This is a genomic window from Ensifer sp. ENS08, assembly GCF_014852195.1.
GTDB lineage: Bacteria > Pseudomonadota > Alphaproteobacteria > Rhizobiales > Rhizobiaceae > Ensifer > Ensifer adhaerens.
The window spans coordinates 1,023,305-1,040,207 of record NZ_JACVBF010000001.1 but is presented as its reverse complement, the minus strand read 5'-3'; the positions used below and the strand labels follow the sequence as shown (position 1 = coordinate 1,040,207).

20 protein-coding genes, 1 other RNA gene and 1 pseudogene are annotated in these 16,903 nt (G+C 63.9%); 12 read left to right on the top strand and 10 right to left on the bottom strand.

What is annotated here, in order from left to right:
- The first annotated feature begins 50 nt into the window (after positions 1-50).
- Positions 51-689, top strand: coding sequence for a class I SAM-dependent methyltransferase (locus tag IB272_RS05000; protein ID WP_060580554.1), 639 nt, complete (start codon positions 51-53; stop codon positions 687-689).
- Between the two features lie 102 nt (positions 690-791).
- Here IB272_RS05000 and IB272_RS04995 read toward each other — a convergent pair whose 3' ends face one another.
- Entirely contained in the window at positions 792-1,190 is a 399-nt protein-coding gene (locus IB272_RS04995) for a DoxX family protein (protein ID WP_060580555.1), read from the bottom strand.
- A 351-nt stretch (positions 1,191-1,541) separates the two neighbouring features.
- On the opposite strand from IB272_RS04995, the gene IB272_RS04990 reads away from it, so the two are divergent.
- Genes IB272_RS04990 through IB272_RS04980 form a run of 3 tightly spaced genes read left to right on the top strand, consistent with a single transcriptional unit; the run spans position 1,542 to position 2,986 of the window.
- Positions 1,542-1,874: a metalloregulator ArsR/SmtB family transcription factor gene (locus IB272_RS04990; RefSeq protein ID WP_060580557.1), complete on the top strand. Its 333-nt coding sequence runs from the start codon at positions 1,542-1,544 to the stop codon at positions 1,872-1,874.
- Positions 1,875-1,876: 2 nt separating this feature from the next.
- Complete coding sequence (locus IB272_RS04985; RefSeq protein WP_060519493.1) at positions 1,877-2,353, top strand: SRPBCC family protein; 477 nt, start codon at positions 1,877-1,879, stop codon at positions 2,351-2,353.
- A gap of 12 nt (positions 2,354-2,365) precedes the next feature.
- A complete protein-coding gene (locus IB272_RS04980; RefSeq protein ID WP_060580558.1) occupies positions 2,366-2,986 on the top strand; it encodes a dihydrofolate reductase family protein in 621 nt (206 codons plus the stop codon).
- A 59-nt stretch (positions 2,987-3,045) separates the two neighbouring features.
- Here the strand turns inward: IB272_RS04980 and IB272_RS04975 are convergent.
- The 4 genes and pseudogenes from IB272_RS04975 to IB272_RS04960 form a co-directional block, all read right to left on the bottom strand.
- A pseudogene (locus IB272_RS04975) lies at positions 3,046-3,971 on the bottom strand (hypothetical protein).
- Between the two features lie 39 nt (positions 3,972-4,010).
- Positions 4,011-4,817, bottom strand: coding sequence for a MerR family transcriptional regulator (locus IB272_RS04970; protein WP_060580559.1), 807 nt, complete (start codon positions 4,815-4,817; stop codon positions 4,011-4,013).
- 104 nt (positions 4,818-4,921) lie between these two features.
- Complete coding sequence (gene cml / locus IB272_RS04965) at positions 4,922-6,118, bottom strand: CmlA/FloR family chloramphenicol efflux MFS transporter (RefSeq protein WP_060580560.1); 1,197 nt, start codon at positions 6,116-6,118, stop codon at positions 4,922-4,924.
- A 242-nt stretch (positions 6,119-6,360) separates the two neighbouring features.
- Positions 6,361-6,642: a BON domain-containing protein gene (locus IB272_RS04960; protein ID WP_060580561.1), complete on the bottom strand. Its 282-nt coding sequence runs from the start codon at positions 6,640-6,642 to the stop codon at positions 6,361-6,363.
- Positions 6,643-6,883: 241 nt separating this feature from the next.
- Between IB272_RS04960 and IB272_RS04955 the strand changes: the two genes are divergently transcribed.
- Entirely contained in the window at positions 6,884-7,828 is a 945-nt protein-coding gene (locus tag IB272_RS04955) for an AEC family transporter (protein WP_060580678.1), read from the top strand.
- Positions 7,829-7,974: 146 nt separating this feature from the next.
- Here IB272_RS04955 and IB272_RS04950 read toward each other — a convergent pair whose 3' ends face one another.
- Positions 7,975-8,637 carry a cytochrome c family protein gene (locus tag IB272_RS04950; RefSeq protein ID WP_060580562.1) on the bottom strand — a complete coding sequence of 221 codons (663 nt, stop codon included), beginning with the start codon at positions 8,635-8,637 and terminating at the stop codon, positions 7,975-7,977.
- 156 nt (positions 8,638-8,793) lie between these two features.
- Between IB272_RS04950 and IB272_RS04945 the strand changes: the two genes are divergently transcribed.
- The 3 genes from IB272_RS04945 (at position 8,794) to IB272_RS04935 (ending at position 10,991) form a co-directional block, all read left to right on the top strand.
- The gene (locus IB272_RS04945) at positions 8,794-9,549 is read left to right on the top strand and encodes a 3-deoxy-manno-octulosonate cytidylyltransferase (RefSeq protein WP_060580563.1); all 756 of its coding nucleotides are present in this window, start codon (positions 8,794-8,796) and stop codon (positions 9,547-9,549) included.
- A gap of 26 nt (positions 9,550-9,575) precedes the next feature.
- Positions 9,576-10,430 carry a prephenate dehydratase gene (locus IB272_RS04940; RefSeq protein ID WP_029742350.1) on the top strand — a complete coding sequence of 285 codons (855 nt, stop codon included), beginning with the start codon at positions 9,576-9,578 and terminating at the stop codon, positions 10,428-10,430.
- 423 nt (positions 10,431-10,853) lie between these two features.
- Positions 10,854-10,991: a DUF1127 domain-containing protein gene (locus tag IB272_RS04935; RefSeq protein ID WP_064817013.1), complete on the top strand. Its 138-nt coding sequence runs from the start codon at positions 10,854-10,856 to the stop codon at positions 10,989-10,991.
- A gap of 64 nt (positions 10,992-11,055) precedes the next feature.
- Here IB272_RS04935 and IB272_RS04930 read toward each other — a convergent pair whose 3' ends face one another.
- From IB272_RS04930 to IB272_RS04915, 4 genes are all read right to left on the bottom strand, one after another.
- On the bottom strand, positions 11,056-11,424 hold the full coding sequence (locus IB272_RS04930) for a VOC family protein (RefSeq protein WP_060580564.1): 369 nt from the start codon (positions 11,422-11,424) through the stop codon (positions 11,056-11,058).
- Positions 11,425-11,504: 80 nt separating this feature from the next.
- Entirely contained in the window at positions 11,505-12,212 is a 708-nt protein-coding gene (locus IB272_RS04925; RefSeq protein ID WP_060519507.1) for a YafY family protein, read from the bottom strand.
- Between the two features lie 25 nt (positions 12,213-12,237).
- Positions 12,238-13,218, bottom strand: a complete 981-nt coding sequence (gene nudC, locus IB272_RS04920; protein WP_060580565.1) for an NAD(+) diphosphatase — start codon at positions 13,216-13,218, stop codon at positions 12,238-12,240.
- A gap of 2 nt (positions 13,219-13,220) precedes the next feature.
- Positions 13,221-13,673, bottom strand: coding sequence for an HIT family protein (locus tag IB272_RS04915; protein ID WP_060580566.1), 453 nt, complete (start codon positions 13,671-13,673; stop codon positions 13,221-13,223).
- Positions 13,674-13,737: 64 nt separating this feature from the next.
- Here IB272_RS04915 and ffs point away from each other — a divergent pair.
- From ffs to recR, 4 genes are all read left to right on the top strand, one after another.
- Positions 13,738-13,835: signal recognition particle sRNA small type (gene ffs, locus IB272_RS04910), an RNA gene on the top strand.
- Between the two features lie 45 nt (positions 13,836-13,880).
- On the top strand, positions 13,881-15,749 hold the full coding sequence (locus IB272_RS04905) for a DNA polymerase III subunit gamma/tau (RefSeq protein ID WP_060580567.1): 1,869 nt from the start codon (positions 13,881-13,883) through the stop codon (positions 15,747-15,749).
- Positions 15,750-15,788: 39 nt separating this feature from the next.
- A complete protein-coding gene (locus IB272_RS04900; RefSeq protein WP_029742357.1) occupies positions 15,789-16,112 on the top strand; it encodes a YbaB/EbfC family nucleoid-associated protein in 324 nt (107 codons plus the stop codon).
- 162 nt (positions 16,113-16,274) lie between these two features.
- Positions 16,275-16,880, top strand: a complete 606-nt coding sequence (gene recR / locus IB272_RS04895; protein ID WP_029742358.1) for a recombination mediator RecR — start codon at positions 16,275-16,277, stop codon at positions 16,878-16,880.
- Positions 16,881-16,903: the final 23 nt, after the last annotated feature.

Sequence of the window (16,903 nt, the reverse complement as noted above, 5' to 3'; positions counted from 1 at the left end):
ACCGGCTCCGAGCATCGCGGGGGACCGGTTGCGTTCTGGGGAGAGGCAGCATGAGTTTGGCGAGCGACGCGCGCTTCTGGGACCGGACGTCGCGGCGATACGCCAAGGGAACGATCGCGGACCCGGCCGCCTATGAACACACGCTCGACCGCACCCGCGCCTTGCTTCTGCCCGATGACCGCGTGCTCGAACTCGGTTGCGGCACGGGAACGACGGCGTTTCGGCTGGCGGGCGATGTGCGCGATTACCTTGCAACCGATTTTTCGACCGAGATGATCGCCATTGCCCGGGAGAGGTACGCCGTCGACCTGGTTCCGAACCTCGCCTTTCGCAGCGCGACGGCCGAAACGCTTGCGGCCGAACGTGGGCAGTTCGATGCGGTGCTGGGCTTCAACTACCTGCATCTCGTGCGCGATCTGCCCGCCACGCTCGACAACATCCATACCCTGCTTGCCTCCAGGGGAGTGTTCATCTCCAAGACGCCCTGCGTCGGCGACATGAACCCGCTCGTCCGGCTCCTGCTGTTGCCGGCGATGCGGGCCGTCGGACTGGCGCCCTATGCGGGAACTTTCAGCGCAGCAGAACTCAGCCGGCACATCGTCGCCGCCGGCTTCGAGCTTCTGTCGGCGGAAAATCACGCATCGGCGAGCAACGACAACCGCCCCTACATCGTCGCCCGGAAGCGCTGAGGTGTTAGACCAGAGCAGCCGCGCTGCCCTGGTCTCGACGCGTTCCAGACACGCGCTGCCGCGAGGGCTGAGTGGTCCTGCCGAGCCGCCGGTTGTCGACGTTCAACGCCTGCGCGACAGGATCGATACCAGCGCCAGGCCGCCGATCACCGAGACGTGCTCCAGCGCCACGGTCATGTCGCGGAAGGCCTCTTCGCCTTCCTTCAGCCAGAAAGGATGGGCGATCGGGATCGTCAGCACCGTGAAGACGGCGAGCGCCCCGGCGGCAAGCCAGACCCAACGGTTGAGGATGATCAGCAGAGAGGCGCCGATCTGCAGGATCAACGTCATCGAATTGAACAGCCATCCCGGCGTCAGGCCGAAGCCTTCCATGATCGCGACGTTGGCGTTGAAGTCGAAGAGCTTGACAGGGCCGCTCGACCAGAAGACGAGCGTTAGCAGCACGCGGGCGAGAATGCCGAAGACGCGCGAATCGAGAATGCTTGCGATAGGGCCTGACATGGATCATCCCCGCCTTGCTGTGAGAAAGGCGACCCTGCGCGCGCTCGCGATCGCCGGTGTCTGTGCGATGGCGACCAGGCCAGCGAGCCAGCAGGCGGCGCTCGATGCTCCGGCGCCGCCGGGCTCGGCGATGCCCGCAGATGCCGTTCCAGTCCCGGGATTGTCAGTCCTTATCTGGCTTTCCAATGCCACGTCGGCCCCCATTTCCGATTGAACCGACGGGGTTTGTAGAAGCTCAACCAGGCTTGAGGTCAAGAAAACGGCCATGTGACAAATTGGCTGGCGCTGGCGGCGGTCGGTCGACTAATAGTTAGCTATTGCGCTAAGTATTGACGCGTGATACTTAGCCTTATGGAACAGTATTCAGACCGATTGGACGTGATCTTTCAGGCGCTCGCCGATCCCACCCGCCGTGCGGTGCTTGCGCGGCTCGGCGGCGGTCCGGCGAGCATCAGCGATCTCGCCAGACCCTTCGACATGGCCCTGCCGTCCTTCATAAAGCACATCCACTACCTTGAAGGCAGCGGGCTCATCCGCACGCACAAGGAGGGCAGGGTGCGCACCTGCGCCATCGAGAAGGCGCAGTTCGCCGCGGTAGAGAGCTGGCTTTCGGCGCAGCGCGCGCTCTGGGAAGGCCGCGCCGACCGGCTGGAAAAATTCGTCACTGAACACGAGGAGGAATGACCATGATCCGCTCTCCCGATCCTGAACTCGACCTGACGATGGCGCGCATCATCAAGGCGCCGCGCGCGACGGTCTGGCGCGCCTGGAGCGATCCCACTCGGCTTGAGCAATGGTGGGTTCCTGAGCCGGCAAGATGCAAGGTGATCGACATGGATCTCAGGCCCGGCGGCAGTTTCGTGACGCGGATCAGCGAAGGCGGCGGCGCATTCGTGCCGCATATCGACGCCTGTTTTCTCGCGGTCGACGAACTCTCGCGCATCGTCTTCACCGACACGCTCGTTGCCGGTTGGCGGCCGGCGGAAAACGCCTTCATGACGGCGATCATCACCCTCAGCGATCATCCAGCCGGCACCGAATACGCTGCCCATGTAATGCATCGGAGCGGCGCGGACCGGAAGATGCACGAGGAGATGGGTTTTCACGACGGCTGGGGAACGGTTGCCGGGCAACTGGCCCGGTTCGTCGAGCAAACTCACTGAGGAGACGATCCCATGCGCAATATCGTGCTGCAGATGATGACGACACTGAATGGCCGCCTCGACGATCCGCTTGCCTGGATGGGGACGGTGGTCGACGAACAATACCGGGCGATCGACCGTCTCTACGCCGGCTACGACACGGTTCTGGTCGGCCGCACCACCTATGAGGAGATGGTCGGCTACTGGCCGGGCGCGCTGAAGGACGAGGCGGGCGGCGAGACCAATCGGGTGATGGCAGGGCGTATGCACGACTATCGCAAGATCGTGTTCTCCCGCACCGAAGAGCAGGCGATCAGCCGCTGGCACAATGCCGAGCGGGCGGTGGTTCCTGATGATGCGCTCTCGCGCTACCTGACCGACCTGAAGGCTGAGCCCGGCCGGGATATCCATCTGTCCGGCGGCGCGAGCCTGGCGCAGACGGTGATCGGCCTCGGCCTCGTCGATCGCTACCACTTCTTCGTCTACCCGGTCGTATCGCCGGGCGAACCATGGTTCGCCCGGCTTCGCGACAAGAACGAGCTGCAGCTGATCGGCAGCGAGCACTACGACAACGGCGTCGTTGGGCTCCACTACGCGACGGTACGCGACGCAAAGTCGGCGCGACCGAAAAGCTTCTCGGAGCTCATTGCCTAAGAGCAATTCCAGGAAAAGTGCGAAGCGGTTTTCCGTCCGGAATTGCGCGGCTTTTGGGATCACTCCCCGGCTTGCAGGGTGGTGAACAGCCGGTCGTAGGTCGGCGCCAGAAGGCGTAGGCTTGCGGCCGCCTCGGCATCCCTGCGCAGGACCAGCGGATACTGCAGCGCGCCGATCAGCCGTGCCTGTTCGCCGGCGATGGCGGCGGATTTGGCAAGGCCTGCCCGCGCCAGGCAGGACGCCGCATCGCCGGCGCGGCGGGCACCGACACGAACGGCGAAGTGCACGAGGTGAGCCCGCAGGTTCTTGTCGCAATGGTCTTCGATCAGAGCGGCGAGCGCTTCGGCTGCGTCGGCACAAGGCTGCCCGTCGGCACCAGCCGGTCCGTGGTCATCGAGAGCCAGTGGATCGCGGCCGGCACCGAGGCGCGGATTGCCTCGACCTCGCTCACGTCGGCGACACGAGAGAATCCCCATCGCATGGTGTAGGGGTCGCCGTAGCTCAGCGTCTCGGCGCCCCAGGCCGTCATGAAATCGTGGAGCGGCAGGGAGGCGTAGGGATATCCTTGCGGGTCGTGCATCAGCACGCGCGTCTCGTCGATCGCGAGGACCACGACGTAGTGATCGGCCTCGATCGGTCCCGTCATGCCGGGCTGGTGCCTCAGATGCCCCATCTCCACCGGGCCGACCCAGACGGGACCATCCTTCAGCGCCGAGCGCAGGCGGGAAAGCGCGTCCTCGGGCTCGCCGCCGCTGCTGACCTGCGACGTCCAGCCGAGCGCCTTCAGCGCGCCGTCGAACCCGGCCTCCGGATCCCAGCCGTAGGGGTCGAAGAACGGCAGGGTACCGCCGACGATCTGCATGCCGAAGGGGCTACCGGTGGCAAGCTCAATGGTCGAGGTCGAGGGCGCGGCTTCGCCGAACATCATTGCAAATGAGTTGGCGTAGCAATAGGGGCCGGAGCCCACATAGGAAAAGTGCTGCATCGGTTGGTCCTTGAGTGATTGGAGCGTGCGGGGATTGGGTTAACGCACGATGGGGTAGGCGACATCGAAGCGGGTACCGCCGCTGCCGGGATAGATTTCGTAAGGGCTGCCGAAGCAGCTGAGATCGTCGCTTTGCTCGAACCAGGCTTCGATCGCGTCATAGACGCGGAGCACGGCCGGAAAGGTTTCGAACGGTTCGGCCACGGCCAGGAACGCTTCGCGTCCCGCCGGCTGAAGGCGGATGCGCAGATCACCAGTGGGTTCGAGGCTGCCGTCATAGCCAATCGCCACCTCGACGAGACCCTTGCCGTCGTGATTGACCGGCTCGTGGAAATGCAGCGTCATCGGTCCGTCGTCGCTCTTGCCCGATTGCGCAAGATAGCCGCGGATCTCCGCTTCGGCGCTTTCGGTGAAGGCCTCGAGCGCATCCACCGTCACATGGTGCTGGCGATAGACGATTTTCGAAGGCGCGACGTCGCGCACGGCAACGGCCCTGACCAGCGGATCGTCGCCGCCGCTCGATTGCCGGATGATTGCCTCCACCAGCTCGCGCTGATCCTCGAGTCGATTGCTCTGCACCTCCAGCCAGGCGCGCAGCTCCGTGAGGCGAACGTCGGGCTGAAGATCGATCAGCCGTGCGATCCGGGCGATCGGCAGGCCTAGCTGCCGTAGCCGGGCAATCAGCCTGGCGCGGCTTGCCTGCGTGGCGGCGTAATAGCGGTAACCGGTCGCGGGATCGACATGGGCAGGCACCAGCAGGCCCTGCTCGGCATAGAGCCTGAGTGCTTTCGGCGACAATCGTGTGGCGGCGCCGAAGCGGCCTGCGAGGAAGTAGGAATCGGTCATGAAGGTAGTCTGGGGCCAGCCCCAGGGGCGAGGTCAAGGGGCATGTTGCCGGCTTTCCTGTTGAAGACCTCCCGGAGCAGGCGACCGCTCCGGGAGGGGCAAGGCTATCGATTTTCGAGCCGGTTGAGAGACGCCAGCGCCAGCAGCGTGATCGTCGCCATGCCGAGGCAATAGCCGACGAGCGGCCAGGCCGTATCACCGCCAAGCAGGAGAACGGCGCCGGTGCCAATGAGGCTGACGATCAGGCTCTGGATCGAGAAGTAGAGCGCGACCGCCGTCCCGGCGATGGCATCGAAGGCCTTGAGCGCTCCGTTGGCGGTGACCGAGGCGCTCATGACGATGCCGAAGGCGATCACCCACATTGGCAGCACGAAGCTCTGGAACGACGGCACAGCCGAGGCTTCGCCCGCGCCAAGCAGCAGCCCGCCGAGGATGATCAAGGCCATGCCGCGGGTCAGGCAACCGGAGGTCCCGTAGCGGGTGACGAAGCCCCTGGCGAAGCGCGTGGCGATGATCATCACGACGGCGGCGGTGGCGAATGCCAGGCTAAAGCCCAGCTGCGAATAGCCGGCGCGATCGATAAGCAGGCGTGGCGCCGTGGAGAAGAACACGAAAAACGCGCCCATCGCCGTGCTGAAGCCAAGCGTATAGGTCCAGAAGGCGCCACTTGCGAGCATGGGCCTGAAGCTCGGCCTCATCGGTGCCGCGGCGTCAGGCCGGGTTTCCGACCACCGCGGCAAGGCCTGGCCGAGTGCTGCAAGGCCAAGCATGGCAAGCGTCAGGAAGATCGCCCGCCATCCGAAAGCGCCTGATATCAGCGCGCCGGCGATCGGCCCGAGCGCCGGCACGAAGGAGAGCATGGCGCTGAAGAGGCCATAGATGGTCACACCCTCCGGACGTGCGCCATAAACGTCGCGCACGGTCGCGAAGGTCGCGACCAGTGCGGCCGATGCGCCGGCCGCCTGGACAAGCCGCAAGGCGACGAAGACCGGTGCCGAGTTGGTTGCGGCCAGTCCCAGCGAGGCCAGCGCAAACAGCGTCGCGCCACCGAGAAGAACGGGACGGCGGCCGAAGCGGTCGGACAGCGGGCCGAACAGCAGCTGACCCAGCCCCAAAAGCAGCATGTAGAGGCTGAGCGTGAGCTGGACGACTGCGGGCGACGTGCCGAGGATCGCCGGCATGTCGGGCACGACGGGCAGATAAATGTCCATGGCGAGCGACGCCAGGATATCGAAGGGCGCCATCAGCAAAAGGGCTGCCGGCAGCGAATAGGACCAGGTGAGGGAATTACGATCGGGCATGATGAAACATCCGCGCAAATGAAAAACATTCGGCGGCGATCTGCCACTTCATCAAATCTTCTGAATGTGAGCCGACAGACGCCGCAACAACTTATTCAACCGTTGTTGCGGCTTACCTGGTTGCTGACGGGTCGGTCCTCATCTGCGGCTCCTATGGCGGCTCTCCAGCGATAACGCCAAGCCAGCCGAAATCTCATGCCGGCATGTCCTATCATCGGGATTTCCGGACGGCAACTCCTGGCTCAGCTATCAGCCTCGGCCGCGCCCGGCATCACCGCCAGCCGGTTCTCGACGCTGGTGACGCCGATCACCGATGCTGCGGCATCGCCGGCGCAGGCGATGTCGGATGCCTGCGCCACATGACCGGAAAGCACCACGATCCCACCGAGCGCCATCACCGAGATCTCGCGCGTATCGATCATCGCCGCATACTGGATGTAGCGTAGCACCTTGTCGGCGAGCGCATCGTCGATGAGATGCGGATCGTCGTCTTTGTGCGCGTAAATGGGCTTCTCTGTCGGCATGGCTCGTTCCTCATGCTGTTTCGGAACGCCTGCGGCCGGGGAATGTTCCCCTCCCTGTGCCCGCTGCTCGCGCGCTTGCGGCGCGGGTGCGAACAACGTTATTGCTGGCAGGACCATTCCAGGAGCGGAAAGAGGAAAGCATCTGCGGTCTTCCGTCCGTCTCCCGCTCTACCTCATGAGAACAGACCCCGAAGATCTTGGATCGATCCGCTCCAAGGTCATCGTGATCCAGGGCCCGCGCATGTCCGACATCTTCCAGAACGTCCTGCCCATCTTCATCCTGATCCTTGCCGGCTGGTTGCTGGTGCGCCTGGGTTACCTGAAACCGGCCGTCGGCGAAGCCTTGGGCGATTTTGTCTTTCGCGTCGCCGTGCCCATCCTGCTGTTTCGCACGATTGCGGAAGCGGATTTCAAGGACGGTTCGCCCTGGCCGCTCTGGGTCGCCTATTTCTCGGGCGTCGCGGTGACCTGGACGTTGGGACACGTGGCGGCGACGCTCGTCTTCGGGCGGGATGCGCGCATGGGCGTTCTCGCTGGCGTCTCCTCCGCCTTCGCCAACACGGTCTTCATCGGCCTGCCGCTGGTGTCGCGAATCGTCGGCGAGGAGGGCATCGTTGCGATCTCGATCCTGCTTTCGGTGCATCTGCCCGTCATGATGATAGCGGGCACGCTCTTGATGGAGCGTGCAGAGCGGCGCGCCGGCGGCAAGCCGGGGCAAAGCCCGCTGCAGCTCTTGGCCGGTGTCGCCCGCAATCTGGTGCGCAACCCGCTGGTGATCGGCCTTGCCTGCGGCGCCGCCTTCCACCTTATCGGCCAGCCGCTTGGCGGTCCGGTCAAGACCGTCGTCGATCAACTGGGGTCGATGGCAGCACCCGCGGCGCTGATCTCGATCGGCATGGCGCTGGATAAATACGGTCTTGCCGGCAATCTCGGGCTCGCTTCGGTGACGAGCGTCTTGAAGCTCGCCGTCATGCCGGCGGTCGTCTATGCGAGCTGCCACCTGCTCGGCCTCAACGACAACTGGACGACGGCGCTGGTGCTGACGTCGGCCGTGCCGACGGGTGTTAATGCCTGGCTGATCGCCAACCATTTCAATGTCGGCCATGGGCTGGCGTCCTCGACGATCACGCTGACGACCGCGCTCGGCGTCATCAGCGTTTCGGTCTGGGCCTATCTGCTGATGTGATTACCGCTCTCTCCGGCAAACTGTTTCGCCGCAGAGGCTTGGATCCGCCTGAACGTTCCGTGCGCAACATCTCTGCCTATCCCCGAATACGAAAAGGCCCGGCGCGAGCCGGGCCTTTTGCATGGGATCGTTTCCGACCGCTGAACTTATTGAGCCGGTGCCGGCTGGCCTTCGGCAGGCTTGGCTTCGGTTGCCGGCGCTTCGGCCGGCTTTGCACCTTCGGCGCCAGCAGCCGGTGCGGCTTCGGCAGAACCGGCAGATGCGTCCGGCAGTGCTGCCGGAGCGTCGGACTGCTCGCGCAGCCAGGCGATCAGGTTGGCGCGCTCGTCGGGCTTCTTGACGCCGGCAAAGCCCATGGCGGTGCCCGGAACGTGCTTCTTCGGTGCTTCGATGAAGTAGCTGAGGTGGTCGTAGTCCCAGACGACCTTGCCGCCTTCGGCAAACGTCTTCATGCCGGCCGAGTAGCTGAAGCCCTCATGCGAAGCGATCGGACGGTTGACGAGGCCCCAGAGGTTCGGACCGACTTTGTTTGCGCCGCCCTTGTCGGCGGTGTGACAGCTTGCGCATTTCTTGAACACGGCTTCACCGGCAGAAGCGTCGGCCTTGAGCAGCAGCGGCTTGATGTCGACTTCGACTTCCGCGGCACCACCGGCACCTGCTTCAGACGTGCCTTCTTCCGCAACGATCGTAAAGCCTTCCTTCTCGGGAGCTTCGGAATGGAAAATGCCTTCCGATGCAATGGACACGGACATCAGAACGAAGACCGTTCCCAGAAAGGCGCCCACGCCCATGTTCACATATGAATTCATCTGCAAACGCTCCCTTTGCCACCGGCGCAAACAAAAACCCGGCCTATCTTGAAATCGCGCGGAACCTATGTCTTTTGGCTCTGCGTTGCAACAGTGATTATCGGCCCCTAACTGAGACTTATTGACACTTTCGGCGGGGTTTTTGAAGGCCAGATCATGAATCGCGAAAATTCAGGTAAAGTCATCGTGCTCATTCCGGCGCGCATGGCCTCGACACGCCTACCCGGAAAGCCGCTCGCCGATATTTGCGGCCTGCCGATGATCGTCCAGGTCGCGACCCGAGCGCAGGAAGCGGACGTCGGCCGCGTCGTCGTTGCCGTTGACGACCAGCAGGTCTTCGACGTCGTGCGCGAGGCCGGCTTCGAAGCGATAATGACCCGCATCGACCACCAGTCCGGCTCGGACCGGATCTACGAAGCGCTGCGGAAGGCCGATCCGAACGGCGAAGCCGAGATCGTCATCAACGTCCAGGGTGACCTTCCGACGGTCGAGCCGGCATCGATCCGCGCGGCGCTGAACCCGCTCGAAAATGCTGCCACCGATATCGCCACGCTGACGGTGGCGATCACCGAGGAGAGCGAGAAGACCAACCCGAACATCGTCAAGGTCGTCGGTTCGCCGCTTTCCGACACGCGCCTGCGTGCGCTCTATTTTACCCGCGCGACCGCGCCTCATGGCGAAGGCCCGCTCTATCATCACATCGGGCTCTATGCCTATCGACGGCAGGCGCTGGAACGCTTCGTCTCGCTTCAGCCCTCCGTGCTCGAACGCCGCGAATCGCTGGAGCAGCTGCGTGCGCTCGAAGCCGGCATGCGCATTGATGTCGAGATCGTCGATTCGGTCCCGCTTGGTGTGGACACGCCGGTGGAGCTGGAAAAGGCCCGCCGCATCCTGTCTGCCCGTACCCACTGATATCAGAACCTGAGAAGGACGCTACCGTGACCGCCAAGACCAACAGGATTTCCTTCCAGGGCGACTATGGCGCCAATTCCGACATGGCCTGCCGCGACATGTTCCCGTCGATGGAGCCGCTGCCCTGCCAGACCTTCGAGGATGCCTTCGTCGCGGTCGAGAACGGCGACGCCGATCTGGCGATGATCCCGATCGAGAACACGATCGCCGGCCGGGTCGCCGACATCCATCACCTCCTGCCGGAATCGCGGCTGCACATCGTCGGCGAATATTTCATGCCGATCCGTTTTCAGCTGATGGTGCTTCCGGGTGTCACGCGTGACGAGATCCGCACCGTGCACAGCCACATCCATGCGCTCGGCCAGTGCCGCAAGATCGTGCGCTCCAACGGCTGGAAGCCGGTCGTCGCCGGCGACACGGCGGGCGCGGCAAAGCTCGTCTCCGAAAAGGGCGATCGCTCGATGGCAGCGCTCGCGCCGCGGCTTGCCGCCGATCTCTATGGCCTCGAAATCATCGCCGAGAACGTCGAGGATACCGAGAGCAACGTCACCCGCTTCGTCGTGCTGTCCAGGGAAGAGCAGCGCATCGCCCGCACCAGCGACGAAGAGCTGATCATCACCACCTTCGTCTTCAATGTCCGCAACATCCCGGCAGCGCTCTACAAGGCCATGGGCGGTTTCGCCACCAACGGCATCAACATGACCAAGCTCGAGAGCTACCAGCTTGGTGGCCGGTTCGTGGCGACGCAGTTCTATGCGGATATCGAAGGCCACCCGGATGACGTCGGCGTGCGCCATGCCATGGACGAGCTTCGCTTCTTCTCCGAAAAGGTCCGCATCCTCGGAACCTATAACGCGCACCCGATGCGCGGCGTTCTCTGAACAGGCCGCTCCGGCGCCAAGTTGTTGAGAAAGGCCTGCGTAGGCAGGCCTCGACCGCCTCCCAAAGCGGTGAGGCGGTCGCTATCGCTAGCACGCTGCTTGGCCCCTCAGCTCCGCCTGAAGGCCGCGAATGCGCCTGATTTCTGACCAAAATGAAGCCTGCGGTTGTGGTCTTCTCGCGCCGCACATATCTGATCCTGCCATCTGGCTAAGGTTTTCAGAGCATCACGTTTAAGTCCTGAGCGTACCGTTCGCGGTGATTTTCCGAGAGAATCATTGGTTTCGCCACGCCCTACGGGGGTGAAAGTGGCAAAAATTCGTTAACCGGCTACGCGTCTGGCGCATGCCTAGTTTGCAATCGTGGCGCTACACAAATTTTAGGCAAATGCCTATTTGACGCTCGTCAAGTAAGGAGTGTTAAAGATGAAGATCCGTCAGAAGATCATGGAATATGCGAAGACCCGCCGTGCGATCCGCGAGCTGAATGCTCTCGACGATCACGCACTGAGCGACATCGGTCTGTCCCGTTCGCAGATCCAGGCCGCCGTTTACGGCCGCTAATTCCGTACCATTCGCGCATCCCGCCGCTTCAGGCTGGTGGGATGCGCGCTGCATACCCTCTGGCTCACGTATCGTAGAGGCAGACGCGCAGCCGGTGACCATCCGGATCGAGCGCGACGAAAGTCGGACCGAAGTCCATTTCGGTCAATTCCTGCGCAATCGACAGGCCTTTCCCCTTCCAATCCTCGTAATGTGCGCGCACCGCGCCCTCGTCCTCCACCATGAACGCCAGTTCCGACCGGCTGCCCGATGCCGCCGGCTCCGGCGCGACCGTATGTTCGGCCCAGAGCCCGAGCGTGAAGCCACCCGGCAGCTCGAAGGACGAGAAGGTCTGGTAGGTGACGCTTGGTTCCTGCGCGAGAAGCGCGCGGTAGAAGGTCACGCTTGCGAGCGGGTCCTTGACGTAGAGAACGATGAGATTTGCCTTGGCCATGCTCTTCCTCCTTGTTGCGGGAGGTGCAGGCTAGGGCTGGCCGCTGCCAGTTTCTGTCAGCATCGGCGCACCAACACCCGTCAGGAGCCGACCGTCTCTCGCTTCGACGCCGCCATGTTCTGGCTCGCGCGCCAATCCTTCATCAGCACCTGCCGGCGGCGGGGATAGCGCGCCTCGGTCACCGTCATCTTCTGCATGCGGTCGGCGCGAAAGTGCCGGAAGTCCAGGCGCAGCTCGCACCAGGCCATGACCATGCGCACGTTCTCAAAGAAGCCGAGGGCAAAGGGCCAGACGGTGCGCTGCGTCGCGCTGCCGTCATTGTCGACGTAGTCGAGTTCCACCTTGCGCTCGTTGCGGATTGCGCGCCTAAGCGCGGCGATGTCGATGCCGTTGGTGGCCGGCGGGCTCGGCCCGACGAGCAGGGTCGAACTGTCGAGCTCCTCGCGAAGTTCGGCCGGCAGCACCGCGGCAATCTTGGCGAGCGCATTGGCGGCAGCGCCGGCGAGATCGTCGTCGGTGCGCTTGGAGACCCAGCGCGAGCCGAGCACCAAGGCTTCGATCTCCTCGGCGGAAAACATCATCGGTGGCAGCATGAAGCCGGGCTTGAGCACATAGCCGAGCCCCGGTTCGCCCTCGATATCAGCGCCCTGCGCCTGGAGGCTGGCGATATCGCGGTAGAGCGTTCTGAGGCTGACGCCGGTTTCTTCCGCCAGTCGCTGGCCGCTCACCGGCTGGCGGTAGCGCCGGAGCACCTGCAGAAGGTCGAGCAGCCGTTCGGAGCGGGACACGGTCGATCTCCCTGTATCCGTCGCCTTATGTCCGCTCGCCCCAGGCGAGCCAGTCACGCATCAGCTGGTGCGCGATCGCGCCCTTCGGCGGCGGAATATGCGCGTCGCCGGTGTTGGCGACCCCGGTCGACCTTTCGAGCATCGCGATCGTTTCATCGCGCGTGAACCAGCGCACGTCTTCCAGCTCGTGCTCGTCGCGCTTGATGACGGTTGATTTCGCCTCCGCATAGCAGCCGATCATCAGCGTGTGCGGCATCGGCCAGGGCTGCGAGGCATGGTAGCGCACCCGGCCGATATGGATGCCGGACTCCTCGAGCGTTTCCCGCCGAACGGCGTTTTCGATCGTCTCGCCCGGCTCGACGAAGCCGGCAAGGCAGGAATACATGCCCGGCGCGAAATGCGGGCTGCGGCCGAGCAGGCAAAGATCGCGCTCAAGGTCGATCGTCATCATGATGACGACAGGGTCGGTGCGCGGGAAGACCATATGGCCGCAGGCGGTGCAGACCCGGCGATAGCCGCCGGCCTTGCCTTCCATCGGGCCGGCGCAGCGACCGCAGAAGCGGTTGTTGGCATTCCAGGTAATCAAGCTCGAGCCTTGCGCGAACTGGCCGAGCAGTTCCTCCGGCAGCATCTGCTGGCGATAGAGGGTGCGGCCGTCGGCGATCTTGAAGGGCTCGGTGATCGTCTCGTCCGTCAGGCCCGTCGGCACGGCCAGCCGGGGCTCGCCGTTGGCGAGGTAGCCGAGCAGGATCGTCTCGTCGAGAACGGGTTCGAGACCTTCGAGCTCATAAGGCGCAAACAGTGGGTCGATGATCTTCTCGTCATGCTTGACGATCAGCTTCGGTCCGGAGAAGGCCAGGAAATGCGCACCCGGGTGCTTCAGTGCCACCTGGACGCAATCGTCGGCCCGGTGCTCCGACTGGCGATCCAGATGATTCTCCGAGAAGGCGACGAGGGTGCTTGGCTCTGGATGCGGGCTGCGAAGGTCAAAGATCGATTTCGTCATGTTCAGAGGTTTTCCAGAATGCGGGCTGCTAAGGCCTGATGTTCTTTTTCGTCCCACGGCTCCGCCTTGCCGAAGCCCCAGACCGGCCCCGGCCAGTTCGGGTCGCCGTCGCTGCGGGCGATGATATGCACGTGAAGCTGCCGGACGATGTTACCCAATGCGCCGATATTGATCTTCTGGGCGCCCGTGACCTTCTTCAGCGCCGTCGCTGCCATGGTCGTCTCGAAGGTCAGCATCGTCTGGTCGAGCGGGGTGAGGTCGAAGATCTCAGAAATGCCTTCACGCTGAGGAATGAGCACGAGCCAGGGCCAGCGGCGGTCGTTCATCAGCCGCATCTGGCAAAGCCCGATCGAGGCGATCGGAATGCCGTCGCGCTCGAGCCGCTCGTCGAGGGTGAAGGTCGTCAACTGGGTCTCCTCGGCTATTGAGAATGGCGGATTCGCCTTGTTTTGCATATCGATATCAGTTTTTTGACGGCTTGGCTTGCATTTGCTTTCGATATTGCCGATATGGAAGCCGGGAGGTTGGTGGTGGACGAGCCACTCGCCAACCGGGTCAGGTCCGGAAGGAAGCAGCCCCAACGAGCTCCGGCACGGGTCATCGTGCCAGCCTCCCACCTTCTCCGTCCTGTCGGGACAAGAGTTCGAACAGCGGCAGGGTCGATGAGCGACGATACGTCCATTTCATCCGTTGAGAAACCAGCCGCCTACCGTGTTCTGGCGCGCAAGTATCGCCCCAAGGATTTCTCCGACCTGATGGTCGGCCAGGAACCGATGGTGCGCACGCTCACCAACGCGTTCGAAACCGGCCGCATCGCCCAAGCCTACATGCTGACCGGGGTGCGCGGGGTCGGCAAGACCACCACCGCCCGCATTCTCGCCCGCGCGCTGAACTATAAGACACCGGATATCGATCGGCCGACCATCGACCTGCGCGTTCCCGGCGAACATTGCCAGGCGATCATGGATGGGCGTCACGTCGACGTCATCGAAATGGACGCGGCGTCACACACCGGCATCGACGATATCCGCGAGATCATCGAGCAGGTGCGCTACCGCCCGGTTTCGGCCCGCTACAAAGTCTACATCATCGACGAAGTGCACATGCTCTCGACCCAGGCCTTCAACGGCCTGCTGAAGACGCTCGAAGAGCCGCCAGAGCATGTGAAATTCATCTTCGCGACCACCGAAATCCGCAAAGTGCCGATCACGGTTCTGTCGCGCTGCCAGCGCTTCGACCTGCGCCGCATCAGCGCGTCCGATCTCGTCGGCCTGTTTTCGACGATCCTCGGCAAGGAAGGCGTATCCTTCGATCCGGAAGCGCTTGCGATGGTGGCCCGCGCTGCCGAAGGCTCGGCGCGCGACGGTCTGTCGCTGCTCGACCAGGCGATTGCCCATGGCGGCGGCGCTGTGGAAGTCGAAACCGTGCGTTCGATGCTCGGCCTTGCCGACCGCGCCCGCATCGTCGACCTCTTCGAGCACGTCGTCAAAGGCGATGTCGCCGCGGCCCTCAAGGAATTCACCGCACAATACGAGGCCGGCGCCAATCCGACGGTCGTATTGACCGACCTTGCCGATTTCACCCATCTCGTCACCCGGATGAAATACGTGCCGGAGGCGGTCAACGACCAGTCCTTGAGCGAGATCGAGCGCACCCGCGGCGCCGTCTTTGCCGAGAGCGTGGCGGTTACGGCGCTCTCGCGCATCTGGCAGATGCTCTTGAAGGGCATTCCGGAAGCCGAAAGCTCGTCGCGCCCGGCGGGTGCCGCCGAAATGGTGCTGATCCGCCTGGCGCATGCGGCACATCTGCCGGCGCCTGAAGAGGCCGCGCGGCGCTTGCTGGAACTTTCCGGCAATGAAGGCGGCGGCGCTCGCCCTGGCCCTTCAGGTGGTAACGGCGGCGGCGCACAGGCCCAGGCTTCCGTGTCCGTGTCGGCGCAGGCATCGCAGCCGATGCCGGTGCAGCGCCCGACGAGCAATGGTGCGACCATGCTGCGCGCCGTCCCGGACGTGGCGCCCCAGGCGGTTGCCGTTGGCCGCATCGAAGAACGCCCGGTGGCGGCGCCTGCGGCCAAGCCGCAGCCGTCGGTGCCGGTCAATTCGATCGCCGACATCGCCGATCTCTGCGCCAAGAACCGCGACATCAAGCTGAAGACGCTGGTGCGCGGCTTTCTGCGGCTCGTGCGGATCGAGCCCGGACGTCTCGACGTCAACGTCTCGGACGACGCGCCGAAGACGCTGCTTGGCGAAGTGGCCGTCAAGCTAAAGGAATGGACCGGCATCCACTGGATCGTCAGCTACAGCCGCGAGGCCGGTGAGCCGACGCTGATCGAGGCGGAACAGCGGGCGCAGGAGCAGCGCGTCAACGACGCGCGCCAGGACCCCGATGTCGCCGCCATTCTCGCCCGGTTCCCGGGCGCCAAGATCACCGACGTGCGCATTCGCGCCGTTGAAGAAGAGGTCGAGAGCCAGGCTCCGGCCACAGCCGAATCCGCCGACGGCGATATCGTCCCTGGCGACGACATCGAATAGTCCCGTCTGCGAGCAGAAACAGAAAGACAGGAGACGACGATGCGCGACATCATGGGGATGATGGGCAAGGTCAAGGAAATGCAGGCCAAGATGGAAAAGATGCAGGCGGAAATCGCCGCGCTCGAAGTCGACGGCACCTCCGGCGGTGGCCTCGTCACCGTTCGCCTCGACGGCAAGGGCACCCTCAAGAGCCTGAAGATCGATCCCTCGCTGTTCAAGGAAGACGACGTCGAGATCCTCGAAGACCTGATCGTCGCCGCCCACAAGGACGCCAAGGACAAGGCCGAAGCCGTGCAGGCGGAAAAGACCCGCGAACTGACCGCCGGCCTGCCGATTCCGCCCGGCATGAAACTGCCCTTCTGATCGTCTCCAGGCAGTAGGTTCGGGAAGCAGGGCGGTCTGCCGCCCGCAGCATTTGCGCGCCGGTGGTGGTAGCCGCCGGGTACCGCGTCGATACCCGCCGCTTCGCGTGCCGGCGTTTCGAAGACGATTCCGTTTCGGCGCGATATGGGCTAAAAGCGCCGCATGGCAAAACGAGTCACCGGCCCCGAAATCGAAAAACTCATCCAGCTCCTGGCGAAAGTGCCGGGGCTCGGACCGCGTTCGGCGCGCCGCGCCGCCCTGCATCTCGTCAAGAAGAAGGACCAGTTGCTGGGTCCGCTCGCCGACGCGATGGGCGAAGCGCACCGCAAGGTCCGCATCTGTTCCTGCTGCGGCAATGTCGATACGATCGATCCCTGCACCGTTTGTTCGGACGAGCGTCGCGACCACTCCGTGCTCATCGTTGTCGAGGACGTGTCCGATCTCTGGGCACTGGAACGCGCCGGCGCTATGAACGCCGCCTATCATGTGCTCGGCGGCACGCTCTCGCCGCTCGACGGCGTCGGCCCCGACGATCTCAACATCAAGGGTCTCGTCCAGCGCGTCGCCAATGGCGGCGTCCGCGAGCTGATCATCGCCGTCAATGCCACCGTCGAGGGCCAGACGACGGCGCACTACATCACCGACCAGCTCGAAGGCATGGAGGTGAAGATCACCCGGCTTGCCCACGGCGTGCCGGTCGGCGGCGAGCTCGACTATCTCGACGAAGGCACCTTGGCGGCTGCCCTTCGCGCCCGCACGTCGATCTGAGCGTCATTTCGGACGCTGCAATC